We start from the raw sequence: 20,778 nt of genomic DNA on the forward strand, positions 1-20,778 counted from the left end.
CCTGTGACCGGCAGTACCCCCGTGCCCTCGCTGTGAGGCACACCAACCGATTAGGACGCAATGGCGAAGAAAGAAGGAGCCCTCGAACTCGAGGGAACCGTGGTCGAAGCCCTGCCCAACGCGATGTTTCGCGTTGAGTTGGCCAATGGTCACAAGGTCCTCGCGACCATCAGCGGCAAGATGCGGCAGCACTACATTCGCATCCTCCCCTCTGACCGGGTCGTCGTGGAGCTGTCTCCTTACGATCTGACCCGCGGCCGCATCGTCTTCCGCCACAGGTGAACGACACCACCCATCAGCTCGATCAGAAAGTTGCTCGATGAAGGTTCAGCCGAGCGTCAAGAAGATCTGCGACAAGTGCAAGGTGATTCGCCGGCACGGTCGCGTGATGGTGATCTGCGACAACCCGCGCCACAAGCAGCGCCAGGGCTGACCCCCTGGTCTGCGCGTGAGTGGGCCGCAGGCTCACCCTCGACAGATCGCACCTGACACAACTCAACACCCACAACGTGCACGCACGGCCGGACTAGCTCCGGTCCCACCCCCGGACGAAGGCCGGGGCCCCCATCGCACCGGGCATCAGCCCGAGCGGTGCACCCAGCCCGGGCGGACCAACCCGGACCAGGTGATCAGGGGACGCGGCACGCACACACCTTCGCGGCCACACCAAACCGCACTCCACACCTCCCTCGGGAGGGACCAACCCTGCGGGAAACAGGGGGAGTCGGGGCCGATACGGAAAAAGGAACTGCCACCATGGCACGTCTCATTGGCGTCGACCTCCCGCGCGAGAAGCGCCTCGAGGTCGCACTGACCTACATCTTCGGCGTCGGCCGCACCCGCGCCCTGAAGACCCTCGAAGCCACCGGCATCAGCGGTGACCTGCGAGTCCACGAGCTCACCGACGAGCACCTGGTTGCTCTGCGTGACCACATCGAGGCCAACTACGAGGTGGAGGGTGACCTTCGCCGCGAGGTGGCTGCCGACATCCGCCGCAAGGTCGAGATCGGCAACTACCAGGGCCGTCGTCACCGCGCCGGGCTGCCCGTGCGTGGACAGCGCACCCGCACCAACGCTCGCACCCGCAAGGGCAAGAAGAAGACCGTTGCCGGCAAGAAGAAGGTCCGCTGACGCCCAGCGCGTTGGCTGATCCTCACCCGAAGACTTCAGGAGAAGACCAAGACTCATGGCTACTGCAAGCCGCAAGAGCGCCGCTGCCGGCAAGACCAAGGTGCGTCGCAAGGAAAAGAAGAATGTGGTCGCCGGACAGGCCCACATCAAGTCCACGTTCAACAACACGATCATCGCCATCACCGATCCGGCTGGTTCCGTGATCTCGTGGGCGTCGGCCGGCACCGTCGGCTTCAAGGGTTCGCGCAAGTCGACCCCCTTCGCCGCCCAGATGGCCGCTGAGTCGGCCGCCCGTCGTGCCATGGACCACGGCATGAAGCGCGTCGATGTGTTCGTCAAGGGCCCGGGTTCGGGTCGCGAGACCGCCATCCGTTCGCTGGCCGCCGCGGGCCTCGAGGTCGGAGCCATCTCCGACGTCACCCCGGTCGCCCACAACGGCTGCCGTCCGCCCAAGCCCCGTCGCAACTGACCCGAGACTCACGAAAAGGATTTGAACCATGGCCCGTTACACCGGCCCCATCACCAAGAAGTCTCGTCGTTACGGCACCGACCTGGTGGGCAATGACAAGGCTTTCGAGCGTCGCCCCTACGCCCCCGGCGTGCACGGCCGCGGCCGCACCAAGGATTCCGAGTACTCGCAGCAGCTGCGTGAGAAGCAGAAGGCGCGCTACGCCTACGGCGTTCTCGAGAAGCAGTTCCGCCGCTACTACAAGGAAGCCGACAACACCCCCGGCAAGACCGGTGAGATCCTGCTCCAGATCCTGGAGTCGCGTCTCGACAACGTCATCTACCGCGCCGGCTTCGCCCAGACCCGTCGTCAGGCCCGCCAGCTCGTCGTGCACGGTCACTTCACCGTGAACGGCCAGAAGGTGAACATCCCATCGTACCGGATCACCCCACACGACATCATCGACGTCCGCGAGAAGTCGCTGAACCTGACCCCCCTCGTGATCGCCCGTGAGACCCACGGCGAGCGCGAGGTTCCGGCCTGGCTCACCGTGCGCCCCAACCGCATGCGCATCCTCGTGCACCAGCTCCCCACCCGCGACCAGATCACGGTCGACGTGCAGGAGCAGATGATCGTCGAGCTCTACTCGAAGTGACTTGACGGCGAGGCCGGTGGCTCGTCCGATCTGTCGAGAACGTTGACAGGCGGACGACCGCCGGCCCCGCCCCCGCAGGCCCCCTGCCCGGTCACCGGGTGGGTGGGCCCGCACCCCACACGCGTCCATGCGCGTGCGGTTCAGTACCCCGCCCCAGCGAGGGGCGGATCTTTGCTCGCATCGTCAAATGGTGGTCGATGCGGAAAGGAACACCATGCTCATCGCTCAGCGTCCGACCCTGTCGGAAGAGGTCGTGGACACCCATCGTTCGCGCTTCGTCATCGAGCCGCTGGAGCCCGGCTTCGGCTACACCCTCGGCAACTCGCTGCGTCGCACCCTGCTGTCGTCCATTCCGGGCGCGGCCGTGACCAGCATCAAGATCGAGGGCAACCAGCACGAGTTCTCCACCCTGGACGGGGTGGTCGAGGACGTCACCGAGATCATCCTGAACCTCAAGGGTCTGGTGCTGTCGTCCGAGGAGGACGAGCCGGTGACCATGTACCTCAACAAGTCCGGCGCGGGCGCCGTCACCGCTGGTGACATCCAGGCCCCGGCCGGTGTCGAGGTGCACAACCCCGAGCTGCACATCGCCACTCTGAACGAGAACGGCAAGATCGAGATGGAGCTCGAGGTCGAGCGCGGCCGCGGCTACGTGTCGAGCGTGCTCAACAAGAACCCCGACGCCGAGATCGGCCGCATTCCGGTCGACTCGATCTACTCGCCGGTGCTCAAGGTCACCTACAAGGTCGAGGCCACCCGTGTCGAGCAGCGCACCGACTTCGACAAGCTGATCGTCGACGTCGAGACCAAGCCGTCGATGGCTCCTCGTGACGCCGTCGCTTCGGCCGGTCGCACCCTGGTGGAGCTGTTCGGTCTCGCCCGCGAGCTGAACGTCGACGCCGAGGGCATCGAGATCGGCCCGTCGCCGGTCGACGAGCAGCTGGCCCAGGACCTCGCCCTGCCGGTCGAGGACCTGAACCTGTCGCAGCGTTCGTACAACTGCCTCAAGCGTGACGGCATCCACACCGTCGGCGAGCTGCTGAGCCGTTCCGAGCAGGATCTGTTGGACATCCGCAACTTCGGTTCGAAGTCGATCGACGAGGTCAAGCAGAAGCTGGCCGAGCTCGGTCTGGCGCTGAAGGATTCGGCCCCGGGCTTCGACCCGATGGCCGCCGTCTCGGCGTACGACGAGGACGGCTACTCCGACGACGACACCGATTACACCGAGACCGAGCAGTACTGATCCGCACCCCTCCCTCCCGGCCGGCGCACGGCCTGGGGGCAACACCTCTGGAGATTTGAACAATGCCCAAGCCCACCAAGGGTCCCCGCATCGGCGGCTCGCCGGCGCACGAGCGGATCATCCTGGCCAACCTGGCCAGCCAGCTGTTCGAGCACGGCCGCATCACCACCACCGAGACGAAGGCCAAGCGCGTTCGTCCGCTGGCCGAGAAGCTGATCAGCAAGGCCAAGCGCGGCGACCTGCACAACCGCCGTCAGGTGCTGACCGTCGTCACCGACAAGTCGGTCGTCGACATCCTGTTCCACGAGATCGCTCCCCAGCTCGAGGGGCGTGAGGGTGGTTACACCCGCATCACCAAGATCGGCCCCCGCAAGGGTGACAACGCTCCGATGGCGCTGCTCGAGCTCGTGACCGAGCCCGTCGCCAAGAAGAGCGCCACCCCCGCGAAGGCCGAGGACGCCAAGGCCGAGATCAAGGCCCTGGCCGACGTCGACGCCGCTCCCGCCGAGGAGGCTGCCCCCGCTGAGGAGGCCGCCCCCGCTGAGGAGACCGGCACCGAGGGCAAGGAGTACGGCGAGGGTTCGTTCCGCGGTGCCGAGGCCCCCGAGGGCTTCGACATCAAGGGCAATGAGGACTCGATGAAGTTCCACACCCCCGAGTCGCCCTGGTACGACCGCACCATCGCCGAGGTCTGGTTCAACTCGACCGAGGCTGCCGAGGCCGCCGGTTTCGTGAACGCCGTGCAGCCCAAGGACGACGAGGCCTGAGCCTCCGATTCACCTGACGAACGCCCGTCCCCTTCGGGGGGCGGGCGTTCGTCGTGTGTCAGCAGCGATGTGGTCAAACCGCAGCAGCTCAGGCCCAGCGATCCGCACCAGGGATCGATCGCCCTCAGCTGCTGCGGTTTGACCACTCCCGGCGATCAACCGTGGTCGGCGAGGGCCTCCACCGGGGTCGCTCGGGCGGCGATCGCCCCGGGAACCACCGAGGCCACCGCTGCGGCGACCACGGTCGCCACCGCACCAGCCGCCAGCGCCGGCCACGAGGTGCCGAAGCCTCCCCGCGGGAAGTCGAGCCGTCCCAGCAGGGCCTCGGCGCCCAGCCAGCCCAGGCCCGAACCCAGCACCACGGCCACGGCCACCGCGACCACGGCCATCAGCAGTGCCTCGACCAGCACCATCGTGCGCAGCCCGGCCCGACTGGTGCCCAGGGCCCGCAGCAGCGCCGACTCGCGCGTGCGCTCCAGCACCGCCAGCCCCAGCGTGTTGGCCACCGACACCACCCCGACCACGGCGACGATGCCCAGCAGGGCCGTCACCAGCCGCACGACGGCGTCGATGCGGTCGTTGACCAGCGCCTTCTCCTGCACGCTGCCGGTGGCGCCCAGGGCGGGGTTGTCGGGCAGCAGCCGGGCCATGATGCGTTCGACGAGGCCGGTGTCGGTGGCCGCCGAGGCATCCAGCCGCACCAGCATCAGCCCGTCCTTCGAGGCCAGCCCCAGTTTCGCGAAGGTGGCGGGCGCCACCGCCGCGACCTCGGGGCCGAGATTGCGCTCCACCACGCGCAGGGTGGCGGGGTTGCCGAACAGCGGCACCAGTTCGATGGGGTCGCCCGGGTTCAGCCTGAGGTCGCGCATCTCATTGCTCGGCAGGCCGATCTCGCCCTCGGCCAGGCTGGCGTCACCCGTGGCCAGCCGGGCGGCCTCGGGGGTGATCTCGGCGACGGGCAGCACGCTGAACAGCCCCGGGTGGGCGATCATCGTGATCGGTTGGGTGGTGCGGAACATGGCCGCGTCGACCACCCCGGGGGTGGCGGTGACCTCGTTCAACGCCCCGGGGCCGAACCCCAGATAGAGGCCGTCGGAATCCTTGGCCCCGGTGTCGACGCCGCCGTTGACCGGGTCGGAGGGCTCGGGGTCGAGCTTGGCCGACGCCAGGCTGAGGTCGACGGGATAGAGCTGGTCGAGCCGGGCGTGCGCGCCCGATCGTCCGACGCTGGCACCGGCGAGCAGGCCCGCGAACACCAGCAGCGGCACCAGCATCGCCACGATGGCGCCACCGGTGCGCGACGGGTTGCGGCTGACATTGGCCGCGGCCACCACCGGCACCGGACGACGGGCCACCCGCCCCACGAGGCGAGCCGCCCAGGGGCCGACCACCCGCATGCCGAGCAGGCTGGCAGCGGCGAGCACGGCGGCACCGGCGATCGTCCACCACAGGGCGCCCTGCTCCTTGGCCCACCCGGGCAGCCACACCCCGCACGCCAGCAGCGCGACCCCGACCACTGCCAGCCCGAGCGACACGCAGGTCGCGCGCCGCTGGGCCGCGTGCGTGGGTGGCAGGGCGACGTGGCTGAGCGCCTCGAGCGGGGCGACCCGCGAGGCCGACCAGGCCGGGCCAGCGGCGGCCGCCAGGCTGACCGCGAGCGCGGCCAGCAGCGCCAGCCCGATCCGCGGCCACGGCACCACCAGCCCGAAGGTGAGCGTGCCGGGGCTGAGGGCCGAGGCCAGCCAGCCGCCACCGATGCCGACCGGCACCGCGACCAGCGCGCTCATCGCCCACAGCAGCCCGGCCTCCTGCACCATCCACGAGGCGGCCTGCCCGCGGTGGGCACCCACCGCGCGCAGCAGCGCGATCTGGCGGCGTCGGGCCGTGAGCAGCATGCGGTAGGTCGAGGTGATGGTGAGCGCCCCCACCGCCAGGGCCAGCACCGCGGCGCCGGTGACCACCCACGGCAGCCAGGCCAGCCCGCCCGCCGAGGTGGCCGCCGCCTCGTCGACGACCTCGGTGGCCAACCGCGGCTGGGCGACCGTCTTGAGAATGCCGATGTCGCTCAGCGCCGTCTGCACGCGCGCGACGGTGCCGTCGGGGTCGCTCGTGCTGACCAGCAGGTCGATGCCGATGCCCTGCCCGGACGACCCGGGCGTCTGCTCGGCCGCCTTCTCGGGCCGGGGGATGGCGCCGGGAATCGGGGGCACCAGGGCGATGTCGTTGCGGGCGAAGAACGACTGCGTCACGTAGGCCGGGGTGCGCGTGTACTGCCCTCCCTCGGTGATGCCGACCACCGTCAACGACCCACCCGAGAGTCGGCTCAACTGCACGGTGTCGCCGAGGCGGGCGCCCAGGTCGTCCGCGGTCTGGCGGGTGAGCATCACCTCGTCGGGGGCGGCCGGGGTGCGGCCCTGTTCGGGTGGCGCCCACTGCAGGGAGGGGTCGTCCACGCTGGTGGTGAGCATCAGGTCGGCGCCGCGCGCGTCGTGGGTGACCAGCGAGCGCACTTGACTGAAGCGGGCGACGGCGGTCACGGCGGGGTCGGCGGCCAGCACCTTCTCGGCGGCGGTCAGCGCGGTGTCGCGGTCGCTGAGGGCGCGCCGGTTCGTCCACAGATGGGTCGCCACCACCACGTCGGCGCGGCTGGCCCAGACGGCGCTGCGCTGCTTCACCGAGTGCGACTCGGTGGCGAGGTTCACCTGGCTGGCGACCAGGAAGGCGAGCGCGATGGTGGTGGCCAGCAGGGTGGCCAGGAACCTGGCCGGACGAAGCCGCAGCTCTTCGCGGGCCAGACGCCACGACAACCAGGTGCGGCGCGCGGGGCGGGCGGTCGTGGAGGACATGCCTCAGCCTCTCACGCCGAGGTTCTGCCGCGGCGCGCGCCCGTACCCGGGCCCCGGCTAGGCTGCTGGGGTGCCCGCAGACCCTCCCGGTGGACGACTCCGCATCGCCCAGCTCGCCAACTTCGTGGGCCCCGTCTCGGGTGGCATGAAGGTCGCCATCAACCAGCTCGGCCGGGGCTACGTCGCGGCCGGCCACGAGCGCATCCTGGTGATTCCGGGGGAGGTCGACTCGACCGAGGAGGACGAGGACGGCGTCGTCGTGCGGGTGCGCGCCCCCCGCATCTCGCGGGACTACCGCATGATCGCCCGACCCTGGCGCGCGCTCGACGTGCTCGACCGCTTCCGTCCGACCACCATCGAGGTCAGCGACAAGTGGACGCTGTCGCCGGCCGCCCGCTGGGCCCGCCGCCGCGGCATCGGCTCGATCCTGTTCAGCCACGAACGCCTCGACGACATGCTCGGCATGTGGCTGCGCCGCCAGTTCGGCGTCGAATCGGCGGTCGGTGGCCTGAACCGGCAACTCTCCAAGACCTTCGACGCGGTGGTCACCACCAGCCAGTACGCGGCCGCCGAGTTCGAGAACACCGGCGCCCGGCTGTGGCACGTGCCGCTGGGAGTCGACCTGGAGACCTTCCACCCCACGGTCGGACGGCCCGTCGACGACGGGGTGCTCAAGCTGTGCTACGTCGGCCGCATGAGCCGCGAGAAGAGCCCGCACCTGGCGGTCAACGCGGTCAAGGAACTGCATCGCCGCGGGCATCGGGTGCGCCTCGACATGTACGGCGTCGGCCCGCACCTGGAGGAATTGAAGGAGTTGGCGGCCGACGCCCCCATCGTCTTCCACGGCTTCGTGAAGGGGCGCGACGAGGTGGCCCGCAGGTTCGCCGAGCACGACGTCTCGCTGTCGATCTGCCCCGCCGAGACGTTCGGCCTCGCGGTGCTCGAGGCGATGGCCTGCGGTACCCCGGTGGTCACCGCCACCCGCGGCGGCGCCCACGAGCTGGTCGACGTGACGTCGGGGGAGTCGGGGGCACCCGATCCGCGCGGCATCGCCGATGCCGTCGAGCGCCTCGTCCCACGACTGTCGGACGACCTACGGCGCACGACCCGGCAGCGGGCCGAGCAGTACACCTGGCGGTCGTCGGTCGAGCGGATGCTCGCGCTGCACCATCACCTCGCCGAACCCGCCAGCCGCGCGGCGTGGCTGGCGGGGCAGCAACCGACGATCAGCGACAGCCATGACCACGACCGCTGGCACCACGACAGCAGGGATCACGAGAGCAGGGGGGACTGGGACCGATGACGTTCACGACCGCAGCACGACTGGGGCTGGTGCTCACGGCGGCCGCCGCCGCTCCGATGGTGGCGCTCGCGCCCGCTCCCGAAGGCACCGGCGCCACCGCTGATGACCTGGTGCGCGAGGCGCGATCGTCCGGGCTCGAAGGGTGGGAGCTGGTCGACCGGGCGAACGACCTGGTGCACGGCGCCTACGACCACTACTCGGCCTGGCACCTGTGGGAGTCGCCGGCCACCTCGCTGGCCCACGGGCGGGGCTCGTCGGTGCAGGTGAACCGCGTGCTCGCGCAGGTGCTCACCGCGCTGGGGTTCGAGGTCGAGCTGGTGCACGCCGCGCGGGTGCGTTTCGGACGACACCCCTGGTGGCACGCGGGCCACCTCTGGGCGCGGGTCACGATCGCCGGCGAGCAGCGCGACGTCTGCGCCATGACCGAGGGCAATCGGGCGGGCCGGGTGGCGTTCACCCCGCTCACTGAGGTGCGCGAGGTGCACCCGTGGACGATCCCCGCGGTGACCGCCGGGCTCGCCCCGTTCGTGGTGGTGCAGGTCTGGCGGCAGCTGGTGCTCGGTGACGAGGTGCCCGGCTGGATGTACCGGCCCTTCGGCGAGCTGGCCTGAGCCGGCCCCGTCGGCACCCTTTCGCTCGCTCGACATTTCGCGCGCTCGTCGTGAGCGCTTGACCCTGCTCTGCGTGAGACGCGCTTGACCTTCCACTGTGAATCGATTTAACGTCTGGTGAATCCATTTACATCGCTCGCACCCGCGAGCGAGAGATCACAAGGCGGTGAAGGATGGCGCAGACGGTCGTCGAACCCACGACCCACCTGGGCAGCGGACCCCGCACCATCGTGGCGGAGGCGCCCCTGGCCCCTCGCAGTTCGAGTCGGGTGCACCTGCCGGGGCCTCTGGGAGCCGGCCGTGCCCGCTTCTTCCTGCGACGCGTCGGTGCCTACCTGGTTGTGGCCTGGGCCGCGGTCACGCTGAACTTCGTGATCCCGCGCTTCATGCCGGGCGACCCGGCCGAGGCGGTGCTGCGCCGCATTCAGTTCAACACCGGACGAGCCCCGTCGCTGGACGAGATCGCCGCCGTGCGACGCATCTACGGTGACCCGCAGAAGAACATCCTGGGCCAGTACCTCGACTACTGGTCGGGCGTGGTGCACTTCGACTTCGGCGTCTCGACCACCAGCTACCCGACCCCGGTCTCGGAGCTGATCCTGCAGGCCCTGCCGTGGACGGTCTTCTTGGTGGGTGCCACCACCATCATCGCGTGGCTGATCGGCACCGCCCTCGGCGCCCTGATGGGCTGGAAGCCGGGCAACACGTTCGACTCGATCTTCGCCCCCGTGACCACGTTCTTCCACGCCTTCCCCGGGTTCTGGCTGGGTCTGGTGCTCCTGTGGATCTTCGCCATCAAGCTCGAGTGGTTCCCCGTCTCGGGTGGCTACGACCCGAATGTTCCCTACTCCCTGGGCAACTTCTGGTTCGTGATGTCGGTGATCTTCTACGGGGCGCTGCCGATGTTCGCCCTGATCTTCATCGGGTTCAACGGCTGGCTGTTCTCGATGCGCAACGTGATGGTGGCCACCGTCACCGAGGACTACGTGCTGCTGGCCCGCGCCAAGGGCCTGCGCGAGTCGACGGTGCTCACCCGCTACGCCGCCCGCAACGCCCTGCTGCCCAACGTCACCGGCCTGGCGATGGCGATCGGCGGCGTGATCGGCGGCACGGTGCTGATCGAGGCCGTGTTCACCTACCCGGGCATGGGCTTCCTGCTGCAGAACGCCATCAGCCAGCACGACTTCCCGACCATGCAGACGGTGCTGCTGATGCTCACCGCCTGCGCGATCGTGGCCAACTTCGTGGCCGACTCCATCTACGTCCTGCTCGACCCGCGGGTCGCCGACACCAACTGAGGAGCAACCGATGTTCGAAGGATTCCTCAAGAACCGGCGCGTGCAGTGGGGGCTGGGCATCTTCGGCCTGTTCGTGGTGGTCGCCGTCTTCGGCGACCTGCTGATCAAGCTGGTCGGCTACGGCCCGCTCGAGGTCGACTACGACTCGCTGCACACCCCGCCCGGTGTCGGTGGCCACCTGTTGGGCACCACCATCTCGGGGCAGGACGTGCTGGCGCAGCTGATCTCTGGCGCCCGCGGTTCGATGGCGGTCGGCACCCTGTCGGCCGTGCTGGCCATCGCCCTGGGCGCGTTCATCGGCGTCTCGTCCGGCTTCTTCGGCGGCATGTACGACACCGTGATGAACGGCGTCACCAATGTGTTCATGACGATGCCGTCGTTCGCGCTGACGCTGATCGCGGCCGGCTACATCTCGGCCGCCGGCGGCCCGGGCAGCAATGCCATGGGCTGGGCACTGATGGCCTTCCTGATCGGCATCTTCGAGTGGCCGGGCATGGCCCGTTACCTGCGCGCCCAGACGCTGACGCTGCGCGGGCGCGACTGGGCGATGGCCACCAAACTGCTCGGTGAGTCGCGCATGCGGATGATCTTCTCGGAGGTCTTCCCGCACCTGCTGGGCATCGTCTCGGCCACGTTCCTGCGCGCCATCATGGCCGGCATCCTCGCCGAGGCCGGTCTGAACTTCCTCGGCGTCTCCACCGGAGGCGTCATCAGCTGGGGAACCATGATCACCAATGCCCAGAGCCAGGGTGCGCTCACCCTCGGTTGGTGGTGGTGGTTCCTCACCCCAGGTTTGGCCATTGCGTTCATCGGCACCGCCGCCGCGCTGGTCAATTTCGGCCTCGACGAGGTCACCAATCCGAAGCTCCGCACGGGCAACTCCCGCGCGGTGAATCGCTTCATCAAGGCCCAGCGGCGTGCCGCCCGGGTCAACGCCTGACCCATCATTCCCCCGGAAGGAAACCCATCATGGCTGACATGCGTCTCGCACGCCGGTCCCTGTTCCTGGCAGCAGCTGCTGTTGCCGGCACCGGAGTCCTCGCCTCGTGCAGCTTCGACAAGACCACCGATGCCTCGTCCACGACCAGCGGGTCGAAGGGCGGCGCGGGTGACAAGCAGTACACCATCAACACCCTCAACCTGAACTGCTTCGGGCCTCGTCCGTCGTTCGTCAACAACTTCTCGCCGAGCTCGCCGGCCGAGGGTGTCATCGGCACCGGCTTCCTCTACGAGACCCTGCTGTGGACCGACCGCATCAACGGCAACGAGCTGAAGCCTTGGCTCGCCGAGAGCTTCGAGTTCGACCGCGCCAAGCGCACCATGTCGATCAAGCTGCGCTCCGATGCGAAGTGGTCGGACGGCCAGCCCGTCACGGCAGACGACGTCGTCTACACCGTGGTGGACATGCCGGCGCAGGCCGAGAAGCAGAAGGCCAACGCCCAGACCTACCCGTTCACCGCCAAGAAGGTGGACGACCTCACCGTCGAGTTCAGCTGGCCCGAGGACAAGGCCGACATCGAGGGCGACCGCGCCGTCGGTGCCGTGCGTCCGAAGCCGAAGCACGTCTACGAGAAGCAGAACCTGGCGACCTGGACCAATGCCGACAAGCCGGTCACCTCGACCCCGCTCACCCTCGAGCGGTTCACGCCCCAGCAGGTCACCTTCGCGGTGCGTGACGACCACTTCAACGGCAAGATCCCGCACGTCAAGAAGGTCAACTGGGTGACGTACGGCTCGGCCGACGTCGGCAAGAACCTGATGCTGCAGGGCAAGATCGACATCGCCACCCTGTCGCTGCAGAACCCCGAGGAGACCTTCGTCAAGCAGGGCGAGGGCAACAAGTACTGGACGGTGTACGCCAACTCGTCCGAGGGCTTCATCTTCAACTGCGGCAAGGCTCCGTTCAACGACGTGGCCGTGCGCAAGGCCGTCTACGCGGCCATCGACACCGACAAGCTGCACTCGCTGTACGACATCGGCCTGCCCTCGATCAGCCCGACGGGTCTCGATCCGCAGGTGTGGGGCGACCAGGTCAAGCCCGAGCTGACCGAGCCGCACAAGGCCGACACCGAGGGAGCCAAGAAGACCCTGGCCGACGCCGGCTGGACCGTCGTGGGCGGCAACCTCACCAAGGACGGCAAGTCCTACCCGATCAGCTACAAGGTGGTCGCCGACTACACCAACTGGTCGACCTGGGGCGATGGCGTCAAGGACCAGCTGAAGTCGGTGCTGGGCATCGACTGCAAGGTGCTGCGCGTGCCTGACGCCCAGATCTGGGAGCAGTACAACAAGGGTGAGTTCGACTTCGGCATGAGCTGGGTGGCCGGTGGTACCCACATGGCCAACATCTACGCCGACCTCGACTCGGCCAGCGCCGTGGCGGTGGGTGAGGAAGCCACCGCCAACGCGGGCCGCGTCAAGGATCCTGAGCTCGACAAGCTGCTCGCGCAGGCCAAGGCCGAGACCGATGCCGACAAGCTGAAGGAGCTCGGCTACCAGATGCAGCAGCTGGTCGTCGACAAGTGCTACATCGGCCCCGTGAACCCCGGTGCCAACTTCATCGAGGCCAGCGGCAAGAACTGGACCGGGTGGCCCGACAAGCTCGAGGGCGACGCGCCGGTGCCGCTGGTGTACGGCACCGCCGACACCTGGAAGCTGCTGCAGGCACTCACGCCCACCAAGTGAGCTGATCACCCGATCGACCCCGGGAGGGGACGAGCCTGCGGCTGCCGGCTCGTCCCTTCCCGCGGGGAACCCCATCTGACCCACACGCCACCGGACCCAAACGCCATCTGAGGAGAGTCGTGAGCCGACGAGAACTGGGAGAGGTACTGCTCGAGGTCGAGAACCTCAGCGTCGACTACCTGACCCTCAAGGGAGCCGTGCGCGCCGTCGACGACGCCAGCTTCACCCTGCGCCGGGGTGAGATCCTCGGCGTGGCCGGTGAGTCCGGCTCGGGCAAGTCGACCCTCACCACCGCGATCCTGCGGTTGCAGCGCCCGCCGGCCGTGACCGCCGAGGGCAAGGTGATCTACCACCACACCGACGGCAGCGTCACCGACCTGGTGCCCCAGACCGACCAGCAGCTGCGCTCGATTCGGTGGGACAAGCTGGCCATCGTGATGCAGTCGGCCATGGACGCCCTCAACCCCGTGAAGCGGCTCGGCGAGCAGTTCCGCGACGTGCTGCAACTGCACAACCCGAAGATGACCAAGGACGAGGCCCTCACGCGCGCCCAGGACCTGCTGGCCATGTCGGGCATTCCCCGCGACCGCGTGAACTCCTACCCGCACGAGATGTCGGGTGGCATGCGCCAGCGCGCGCTGATCTCGTTGGCGCTGGCCTGCGACCCCGAACTCGTGATCATGGACGAGCCCACCACCGCCGTTGACGTGGTGATGCAGCGCACGATCATGGGGCAGGTGCTGCGCCTGCAGCGCAAGCTCGGGTTCGCCATCATCTTCGTGACCCACGACCTGTCGCTGCTGCTGGAACTCTCCGACCGGCTGGCGATCATGTACGCCGGCAAGATCGTCGAGATCGGCGCCGCGAACGAGCTCTACCGCAACCCCAAGCACCCCTACACCGGCGCCCTGCGTGACTCGTTCCCGCCGTTGTACGCCCCGCTGAAGCAGATGACCGGCATTCCCGGCACCGCCCCCGACCTGATGAACCTGCCCGACGGCTGCGCCTTCGCGGCCCGCTGCCCCGTGGCCATGCCGGTGTGCCGCGAGGTTCGTCCGGAACTCATCGAGGTGGGCACGGTGCAGGCGGCCTGCCTGCGCAACCAGCCCGAGATCGAAGGAGCGCACTCGTGACCAGTCGTACCGTCACCGACCCCGACAGCCAGCAGGTCGTGCTCGAGGCCCGCAACGTCACCAAGCACTTCGAGGTGCGCTCCAAGGAGGGCATTCGCGTCGTGCGGGCCGTCGAGGGCGTCGACCTGCAACTGCACCGCGGCGAGATCGTCGCCATGGTGGGGGAGTCGGGTTCGGGCAAGACCACCGTCGCCCGCATGCTGAGCCTGTACTACCCGGTGACCGAGGGCGAGATCCTGCTGCACGGCCAGCCGATGACCAAGGTCTCGGGCGCGGCCGCGAAGGACTACTACGCCCAGGTGCAGCTGCTCTTCCAGGACCCCTTCGCGTCGCTGAACTCGCTGAAGTCGATTCGCCACATTCTGTCGCGGGCGGTGAAGATCCACAGCCCCAAGCTGGGCAAGAAGCAGGTCGAGGCCAAGGTGCTCGAACTGCTCGACAAGGTGGCGTTGACCCCGGCCGAGCAGTACATCGACAAGTACCCGCACGAGTTGTCGGGCGGGCAGCGGCAGCGCATCGTGATCGCGCGCGCACTGGCGGTCGAGCCCAGCGTGATGCTCGGCGACGAGCCGATCTCGATGCTCGACGTCTCGATTCGTCTCGACGTGCTGAACCTGTTGACCAAGCTGCGAGACACCGACGGTGTCGCCCTGCTCTACATCACCCACGACATCGCGTCGGCCCGCTACATCGCCGACCGCATCAACGTGATGTACGCCGGTGAGATGGTCGAGGGCGGGCCCTCGGAGTCGGTGATCCACACCCCGCAGCACCCCTACACCCGGCTGCTGCTCGACTCCTCACCCAACCCCGACCGGGGCATCGACGCCGACCAGGGATCGCTGTTCGACGAGGTGGGTGACCTCGGCGAGCCGCCGTCGCTGATCGAGCCCCCGGCGGGTTGCCGGTTCAATCCGCGCTGCCCGTTCGCGATGCAGATCTGCACCACTGACAAGCCCGAACGCACCGAGATCTCGCCCGGCCACTGGGCCCGCTGCCACCTGCACACGGTGGGCGGTGCCGAGCAGTTGCGGCAGGAGAACATTCAGTTTGGCATCCCCGTCGAGGCCGTCGAGGCGAGCCTCGAGGAGACCCTCGAGAACACCGACGCCGTGCGCGCCGCCCAGGCCGAGACCGCCCAGGCAGCCGAGAACGAGGTCGTCGTCACCGAGTCAGAGACCACCAGCCAGTTCGGAGGACCCCAGCCGTGACCGCCCTTCTGCAGCCCACGCCCACCGGATTCCTGCGTGCTGGCCAGCCGCACCTGATCGTCTCGGGCGCCGTGCACTACTTCCGGGTGCTGCCCGAGCTGTGGCGCGACCGCCTGCTGCGCCTGAAGGCGATGGGCTGCAACACCGTCGAGACCTACGTGGCCTGGAACTGGCACGCGCCCTCGTCCGACGTTGTCGACTTCACCGGCGGGCGTGACCTGGAGCGCTTTCTCGAGATCGCCGCCGACCTCGGGCTCGACGCGATCGTGCGCCCCGGGCCCTACATCTGCGCCGAGTGGGAGGCCGGAGGCTTCCCGGGGTGGCTGCTGGCCGACCGCAACCTGCGGCTGCGGGTCAACGACCCCGCCTACCTGGCGCACGTCGACCGGTGGTTCGATGAGCTGATTCCCCGCATCGCGGCCCATCAGGCCAGCCGCGGCGGCAACGTGGTGATGGTGCAGGTCGAGAACGAGTACGGCTCCTTCGGCGACGACCGGGCCTACCTCGAGCACCTGCGTGACGGGCTGATCGCCCGCGGCGTCGACGAACTGCTGGTCACCTCCGATGGTCCGGGTCACGCCTGGCTGTCGGGCGGCACCATCGACGGCGTGCTGGCGACGGTGAACTTCGGTTCGCGCGCCAATGAGGTGATCGAGATGTGCCGCACCGAACTGCCCGACCAGCCGTTGATGTGCATGGAGTTCTGGAACGGCTGGTTCGACCACTGGGGCGAGGAGCACCACACCCGCGACGCCGCCTCGGCCGCCGCCGAACTCGACACGATGCTGGCGGCCGGCATGTCGGTGAACTTCTACATGGGTCACGGCGGCACCAACCTCGGGCTGTGGGCGGGGGCCAACCACACCTCCTCGTTCGGTGATGCCGGGCTGCAACCCACCGTCACCAGCTACGACTACGACTCGGCCATCGCCGAGGACGGTCGCCTGACCGACAAGTTCCACGCCTTCCGCGAGGTGATCGGCAAGTACCTCGACCTGACCGCCGCGGACGAGGCCCTGGCTCAGCTGCCCGAGATGGCTGTGCTCGACGAGCGGGAGATCGCGCTCGACTGGCGCCCCGTGGTCGGCTCGCCCCTGTGGCAGGGAGAGGGCTGCGCCGTCTCGCGTCACCCGCATCCGCCGGCCTTCGAAGATGTCGGTCTCGAGCGCGGGGCGATGCTGCTGCGCCGCCGCACACAGCTGTCGGACTGGCCGCCGAAGCTGTCACTGCTTGGGCTGCACGACCGCGCCTGGGTCTTCTGCGACGGTGCCCTCGTCGGCACCACCTACCGCAATGACGACACGCAGGAGGTGCTGCTGCCGTCGGGGCCTGGTGAAGGGGCTGGTGCAGGCTCGAACCGGCGCGAGGTCGACCTTGAGATTCTGGTGTACTCCGAGGGCCGCGTGAACTTCGGCCCGCAGCAGCCCGATCGCAAGGGGATTCTGCGCGGGGTCTGGCTGTCGCCGCGCTTCCTCAACGACTGGGAGGTCACGCAGTGGCCGCTGGAAGACATGGGCGAAGCGTTCGCGGCGGTGGGCACTGACCCGGCCCCCGACGAAGCTGCCGGCGACGAGGCTCTCGCTGGTGGCGGCCCGCGGGTCGCCACCGCCACGATCGAGCTCGACCACGTGGCCGACACCCACCTCGACGTCTCCGCCCTCGGGCGTGGCGTGGTCTGGATCAACGGCTTCTGCGTGGGTCGCTTCGACGAGCGCGGACCCCAGCAGACCCTCTACCTGCCCGCACCGTTGCTTCGTCCGGGCACCAACACTGTCACCCTGCTCGACCTGGAACCCCGCGAACCGGCCCCGGCCACCGTCGCACTGGTCGACGAACCCCGTCTCTGAAAGGACATCAAACTGTGAGCGACCTGCGGATCGCGGTCATCGGCTACGGCATGCGTGCCAGCCTCGCGAAACTGACCCACAAGCCGGGGGAGGGCTCGCGCGTCAGCGTGATCGTCGAGCCCACCGACCGTGGGCAGGACGACGCCCGGAAGTTCTACGGCGACGACGTCACCTACCTGCGTTCGACGGACGAACTCGTCGGCCGCGATGACATCGATGCGGCGATGATCTTCACCCCCGACAACGTGCACTTCGAGAACGCCATGTTCACCCTGGAGCAGGGCTGGCCGACGTTCTGCGAGAAGCCGATGGGCATCACCATTGAGCAGTGCGACCGCATGCTGGCGCTGGCCCGCGAGAAGCGCACCCGGCTCTACGTGGGGCACAACATGCGGCACATGCCGGTGGTCACCCAGCTGAAGCGGCTGATCGACGACGGCGCCATCGGCAACGTGAAGGCCATCTGGACGCGGCACTTCGTCGGCACCGGCGGCGACTTCTACTTCAAGGACTGGCACGCCGACCGCGCCAACGTCACCAGCCTGCTGCTGCAGAAGGGTGCCCACGACATCGACGTGATGCACCACCTCGCTGGCGGGTACACCCGCGCCGTGTCGGGCATCGGCGATCTGATGATCTACGGCGACATCACCTCGCGGCGCGACAACACCGACAAGCGCATGTGGGACTGGTACGACGCCGACGTGTTCCCGCCGACGACCCAGACCGACCTCAACCCGGTGGTCGACGTCGAAGACATCTCGATGCTGCACATGCGGCTCGACAACGGGGTGCTGGCCAGCTACGAGCAGTGCCACTTCACCCCCGACTACTGGCGCAACTACACGATCATCGGCGACGCCGGTCGTCTGGAGAACATGGGCGACGGCGGCGGCGAGCAGATCCACCTGTGGAACTCGCGGCGGTCGGGGGCCATGCGTCCCGATGTCGTCGAGGTGATCAGCCGAGGGGAAGGCACCCACGCCGGTGCCGATCCCAACCTGGTGGCCGAGTTCCTCCGGTTCGCCAAGGACGGCGGCGCGACCGAAGTGTCGGCCGTGGCGGCCCGCGAGGCCGTGGCGACGGGCTGCACCGGTGCGGAGTCGATCCGCACCGGCGGGGCGATGTTGCCGGTTCCCGCGCTCGCCGACGACGTGCGCGCATACTTCGATGGTGGTCAGGTCTGATCGTGACGGGGTGCAACCCCAGGTTCCGGGGATGAGGAGCGAACGCGTCACCCTGCAGCAGGTGGCTGCCGCCGCGGGGGTGTCGCCCACGACCGCGTCGTTCGTGCTGAGCGGGCGCAAGGATGGTCAGCGCGCCGCCTCGGAGGCGACCGCCGCCCGGGTGACCCGGGCCGCGCGCGAGTTGGGGTACGCCCCCAACGCGCATGCCCGCGCGATGCGCACGGGGCGCACCGATTCGCTGGCGCTGGCGCTGGGTGATGCCCGCGACCCGTGGGTGGGTGAGCTGGCGCACGTGGTCTCGCAGCACGGGGTCGCGCGCGGGCTCAGCACGCTGGTGTTGGTGGACGATTCCTGGCACGCGCTGCTGCAGGGGCACCAGTTCGACTGCTCGCTGGTGACCGGTGCCGAGTACGGGCCCGGACGACAGCAACTGCTCGAGTTGGCCCGGCAGGGGCAGCGGATGGTGGTCCACTCCGGCGAGTTCGAGCCGGAAGGCTTCGACGTCATTCGCTCGACCGCGGTTCACGCCGTGGGGCTCGCCTACGAGCGGTTGCGCTCCCGGCACGACCGGGTGCACTTCGTCGGCTGGGAGCCGTTGCCCGGGGTGCGCGGACGATCGGACATCTTCCAGGAGGTGGCCCTGGCCGCGGGTGACGACCCTGCGGAGTGCCTGCTGCTGGCGCCGACCCTGGCGGACGGGCTCGCCTCGGCGGGGGACTGGTTGCAGGGGCAGCGTCGTCCGACGGCGGTGATCGCCCAGATGGGTTACCTGGCGATCTCGGTGCAGGCCGCGGCGATGCGGTTGGGCATCGCGGTGCCCGATGACCTCGAGATCATCGCGCTCGGCGACGTGCCGCCCGCGAGTTCGCTGTTCGGCCCGGTGAGCCACTACGCCCCGGACGACAGCTTCAACCGGATGGCCGCGATGGTGATCGATCGTGCCCTGATGACCCCGGACGACCTGCCCTGGCGCCTGCTCGACCTCGCCTGGGAGTTCCAGCCAGGCCTGACGACCCGCGATCCGCTGATCGAGTAAGGCTCCGCCCCCACCCTCCGCCCCCGCCGTTGATCGCGTCGGCCAACCGCAGACTCCCAAGGAAACGTGCGACTCCCAGGGTGGAGTCAGGGTGTCAGTGCAACACGTTGTTCGGAGGTGTTGCATGCGTCGTGGGAATCCGGGTTACCCGGGGTGGATGCGGGAGTGGGTGCTGTGGTTGGCGGCGTCGGGGTACTCGGCGCGTCGGGGTACTCGGCGCAGAGGGCCGCGGATCAGGTGGGTGTGAGCGCGGGGACGGCTGCTGGTTGGTTGCATGCTGCTGGCATGGATCTGAAGCGTGGTCGTCATGGCGGTCTGGTTGTTGAGGTCGAGGTTGTACGGCCGGTGCTGCCGCACCCGGCGCCGTCACACGGGGCCCGGTTGTCGTTGGCGGATCGGACGTTGATCCATGTCGGGTTGGTCCAGCGGTGGTCGTTACGGCGCATCGCCGGCCAGCTGGGGGTGTCGGCGTCGACGGTCAGCCGAGAGATCGCCCGCAACTCGACACCGACCGGGTATCGGGCTGAGGCTGCCGAGACCGCGGCCGCGGGCCGTCGGGGACGTCCGAAACGGTCAAGGTTGGACGATCCCGTGCTGCGGCAACGGGTCGTCGAGGGGTTGAACTCTCACTGGTCGCCCCGGCAGGTGTCGATCCGTCTGGCGGCGCAGCATGGCAAAGATGGTTCCGTGAGCCACGAGACGATCTACCAGGCCCTCTACGTCCAGGGCAGGGGTTCCCTGCGCGAGGAACTGAGGATCGACAAGGCACTGCGATCCGGACGGACCCACCGCATCCCCCACTCGAAGCTACCGCCCCGGACGGGACGACCATGGCTGCAGGGTCATCACATCTCCACACGACCGGCCGAGGCAGCCGATCGAGCGATCCCGGGCCACTGGGAGGGTGACTTGGTCCTCGGAGCACGCAACCAGACCGCCATCATCACCTTGGTCGAACGCGCCTCACGGTTCGTCCTGCTCCATCGGCTGCCCGACCAACACGACAGCACCACCGTTGTCGACGCGTTGATCGCCATGGCCGCCACCCTGCCAGCGCAGATGCAGATGAAGTCACTCACCTGGGACCAAGGATCCGAGATGGCCGAGCACCCCACGTTCAGCCTCGCCACCCACACCCAGGTCTACTTCTGCGACCCCCACAGCCCGTGGCAACGAGGCAGCAACGAGAACACCAACGGCCTGATCCGCGACTTCTGGCCAAAACCCACCGACTTCGCCCAGATCACCGACGCCGAGATCCTCCACGTCCAGAACCTCCTCAACGACCGACCCCGCGAAACTCTCAACGCCCTCACCCCACGTGAGAAACTGCAACAACTACTCACCGTTGCACTGACCGATTGAGACCACCCAGGA

General features: G+C 68.6%; 19 protein-coding genes. 18 read left to right on the forward strand and 1 reads right to left on the reverse strand.

What is annotated here, in order from left to right; all coding sequences use genetic code 11:
- Window positions 1–60: 60 nt before the first annotated feature.
- From infA to rplQ, 7 genes are all read left to right on the forward strand, one after another.
- Window positions 61–282, forward strand: coding sequence for a translation initiation factor IF-1 (gene infA, locus ACSDQ9_RS06610; protein ID WP_435145201.1), 222 nt, complete (start codon window positions 61–63; stop codon window positions 280–282).
- Window positions 283–319: 37 nt separating this feature from the next.
- Complete coding sequence (gene rpmJ, locus ACSDQ9_RS06615; protein WP_002514836.1) at window positions 320–433, forward strand: 50S ribosomal protein L36; 114 nt, start codon at window positions 320–322, stop codon at window positions 431–433.
- A 323-nt stretch (window positions 434–756) separates the two neighbouring features.
- The gene (rpsM, locus tag ACSDQ9_RS06620) at window positions 757–1,131 is read left to right on the forward strand and encodes a 30S ribosomal protein S13 (RefSeq protein ID WP_435145207.1); all 375 of its coding nucleotides are present in this window, start codon (window positions 757–759) and stop codon (window positions 1,129–1,131) included.
- 55 nt (window positions 1,132–1,186) lie between these two features.
- Complete coding sequence (gene rpsK, locus ACSDQ9_RS06625) at window positions 1,187–1,600, forward strand: 30S ribosomal protein S11 (RefSeq protein ID WP_435145210.1); 414 nt, start codon at window positions 1,187–1,189, stop codon at window positions 1,598–1,600.
- 28 nt (window positions 1,601–1,628) lie between these two features.
- Complete coding sequence (rpsD, locus tag ACSDQ9_RS06630; protein ID WP_435145212.1) at window positions 1,629–2,234, forward strand: 30S ribosomal protein S4; 606 nt, start codon at window positions 1,629–1,631, stop codon at window positions 2,232–2,234.
- Window positions 2,235–2,448: 214 nt separating this feature from the next.
- Entirely contained in the window at window positions 2,449–3,477 is a 1,029-nt protein-coding gene (locus ACSDQ9_RS06635; RefSeq protein ID WP_435145215.1) for a DNA-directed RNA polymerase subunit alpha, read from the forward strand.
- Window positions 3,478–3,539: 62 nt separating this feature from the next.
- Window positions 3,540–4,244: a 50S ribosomal protein L17, sunset domain variant gene (gene rplQ, locus ACSDQ9_RS06640; protein WP_435145218.1), complete on the forward strand. Its 705-nt coding sequence runs from the start codon at window positions 3,540–3,542 to the stop codon at window positions 4,242–4,244.
- 155 nt (window positions 4,245–4,399) lie between these two features.
- On the opposite strand, the gene ACSDQ9_RS06645 is transcribed toward rplQ, so the two are convergent.
- Window positions 4,400–7,090, reverse strand: coding sequence for an FtsX-like permease family protein (locus ACSDQ9_RS06645; protein ID WP_435145221.1), 2,691 nt, complete (start codon window positions 7,088–7,090; stop codon window positions 4,400–4,402).
- A gap of 70 nt (window positions 7,091–7,160) precedes the next feature.
- On the opposite strand from ACSDQ9_RS06645, the gene ACSDQ9_RS06650 reads away from it, so the two are divergent.
- The 11 genes from ACSDQ9_RS06650 to ACSDQ9_RS06700 all read left to right on the forward strand — a co-directional run bounded on the left by ACSDQ9_RS06650 (window position 7,161) and on the right by ACSDQ9_RS06700 (window position 20,766).
- Window positions 7,161–8,393 carry a glycosyltransferase gene (locus tag ACSDQ9_RS06650; protein ID WP_435145223.1) on the forward strand — a complete coding sequence of 411 codons (1,233 nt, stop codon included), beginning with the start codon at window positions 7,161–7,163 and terminating at the stop codon, window positions 8,391–8,393.
- Complete coding sequence (locus ACSDQ9_RS06655; protein ID WP_435145225.1) at window positions 8,390–9,004, forward strand: hypothetical protein; 615 nt, start codon at window positions 8,390–8,392, stop codon at window positions 9,002–9,004. Before ACSDQ9_RS06650 ends, ACSDQ9_RS06655 begins: the two co-directional genes overlap by 4 nt.
- Before the next feature lie 173 nt (window positions 9,005–9,177).
- Window positions 9,178–10,302: an ABC transporter permease gene (locus ACSDQ9_RS06660; protein WP_435145227.1), complete on the forward strand. Its 1,125-nt coding sequence runs from the start codon at window positions 9,178–9,180 to the stop codon at window positions 10,300–10,302.
- Between the two features lie 10 nt (window positions 10,303–10,312).
- A complete protein-coding gene (locus tag ACSDQ9_RS06665; RefSeq protein ID WP_435145231.1) occupies window positions 10,313–11,242 on the forward strand; it encodes an ABC transporter permease in 930 nt (309 codons plus the stop codon).
- 29 nt (window positions 11,243–11,271) lie between these two features.
- Window positions 11,272–12,987 (forward strand): ABC transporter substrate-binding protein, encoded by a 1,716-nt coding sequence (locus ACSDQ9_RS06670; protein ID WP_435145233.1) that lies wholly within the window; start codon window positions 11,272–11,274, stop codon window positions 12,985–12,987.
- Window positions 12,988–13,106: 119 nt separating this feature from the next.
- On the forward strand, window positions 13,107–14,120 hold the full coding sequence (locus ACSDQ9_RS06675) for an ABC transporter ATP-binding protein (protein WP_435145235.1): 1,014 nt from the start codon (window positions 13,107–13,109) through the stop codon (window positions 14,118–14,120).
- Window positions 14,117–15,331: an ABC transporter ATP-binding protein gene (locus tag ACSDQ9_RS06680; protein ID WP_435145237.1), complete on the forward strand. Its 1,215-nt coding sequence runs from the start codon at window positions 14,117–14,119 to the stop codon at window positions 15,329–15,331. Before ACSDQ9_RS06675 ends, ACSDQ9_RS06680 begins: the two co-directional genes overlap by 4 nt.
- Window positions 15,328–17,178 (forward strand): glycoside hydrolase family 35 protein, encoded by a 1,851-nt coding sequence (locus ACSDQ9_RS06685; RefSeq protein WP_435145239.1) that lies wholly within the window; start codon window positions 15,328–15,330, stop codon window positions 17,176–17,178. Before ACSDQ9_RS06680 ends, ACSDQ9_RS06685 begins: the two co-directional genes overlap by 4 nt.
- 14 nt (window positions 17,179–17,192) lie before the next feature.
- The gene (locus tag ACSDQ9_RS06690; RefSeq protein WP_435145242.1) at window positions 17,193–18,365 is read left to right on the forward strand and encodes a Gfo/Idh/MocA family protein; all 1,173 of its coding nucleotides are present in this window, start codon (window positions 17,193–17,195) and stop codon (window positions 18,363–18,365) included.
- A 31-nt stretch (window positions 18,366–18,396) separates the two neighbouring features.
- Entirely contained in the window at window positions 18,397–19,401 is a 1,005-nt protein-coding gene (locus tag ACSDQ9_RS06695) for a LacI family DNA-binding transcriptional regulator (RefSeq protein ID WP_435145245.1), read from the forward strand.
- A 285-nt stretch (window positions 19,402–19,686) separates the two neighbouring features.
- On the forward strand, window positions 19,687–20,766 hold the full coding sequence (locus tag ACSDQ9_RS06700; RefSeq protein ID WP_435143774.1) for an IS30 family transposase: 1,080 nt from the start codon (window positions 19,687–19,689) through the stop codon (window positions 20,764–20,766).
- Window positions 20,767–20,778 lie beyond the last annotated feature (12 nt).

It is taken from the genome of Aestuariimicrobium soli (assembly GCF_051192575.1).
GTDB classification, from domain to species: Bacteria; Actinomycetota; Actinomycetes; order Propionibacteriales; family Propionibacteriaceae; genus Aestuariimicrobium; species Aestuariimicrobium soli.

Bases quoted from the DNA above. Each gene is read 5' to 3' on its own strand.
- infA (WP_435145201.1), top strand. From the start codon at position 61: ATGGCGAAGAAAGAAGGAGCCCTCGAACTCGAGGGAACCGTGGTCGAA.
- ACSDQ9_RS06645 (WP_435145221.1), bottom strand. From the start codon at position 7,090: ATGTCCTCCACGACCGCCCGCCCCGCGCGCCGCACCTGGTTGTCGTGG.
- rpmJ (WP_002514836.1), top strand. From the start codon at position 320: ATGAAGGTTCAGCCGAGCGTCAAGAAGATCTGCGACAAGTGCAAGGTG.
- ACSDQ9_RS06665 (WP_435145231.1), top strand. From the start codon at position 10,313: ATGTTCGAAGGATTCCTCAAGAACCGGCGCGTGCAGTGGGGGCTGGGC.
- ACSDQ9_RS06695 (WP_435145245.1), top strand. From the start codon at position 18,397: ATGAGGAGCGAACGCGTCACCCTGCAGCAGGTGGCTGCCGCCGCGGGG.
- rpsD (WP_435145212.1), top strand. From the start codon at position 1,629: ATGGCCCGTTACACCGGCCCCATCACCAAGAAGTCTCGTCGTTACGGC.
- ACSDQ9_RS06700 (WP_435143774.1), top strand. From the start codon at position 19,687: ATGGATCTGAAGCGTGGTCGTCATGGCGGTCTGGTTGTTGAGGTCGAG.
- rpsK (WP_435145210.1), top strand. From the start codon at position 1,187: ATGGCTACTGCAAGCCGCAAGAGCGCCGCTGCCGGCAAGACCAAGGTG.
- ACSDQ9_RS06655 (WP_435145225.1), top strand. From the start codon at position 8,390: ATGACGTTCACGACCGCAGCACGACTGGGGCTGGTGCTCACGGCGGCC.
- ACSDQ9_RS06635 (WP_435145215.1), top strand. From the start codon at position 2,449: ATGCTCATCGCTCAGCGTCCGACCCTGTCGGAAGAGGTCGTGGACACC.
- rpsM (WP_435145207.1), top strand. From the start codon at position 757: ATGGCACGTCTCATTGGCGTCGACCTCCCGCGCGAGAAGCGCCTCGAG.
- ACSDQ9_RS06660 (WP_435145227.1), top strand. From the start codon at position 9,178: ATGGCGCAGACGGTCGTCGAACCCACGACCCACCTGGGCAGCGGACCC.
- rplQ (WP_435145218.1), top strand. From the start codon at position 3,540: ATGCCCAAGCCCACCAAGGGTCCCCGCATCGGCGGCTCGCCGGCGCAC.
- ACSDQ9_RS06670 (WP_435145233.1), top strand. From the start codon at position 11,272: ATGGCTGACATGCGTCTCGCACGCCGGTCCCTGTTCCTGGCAGCAGCT.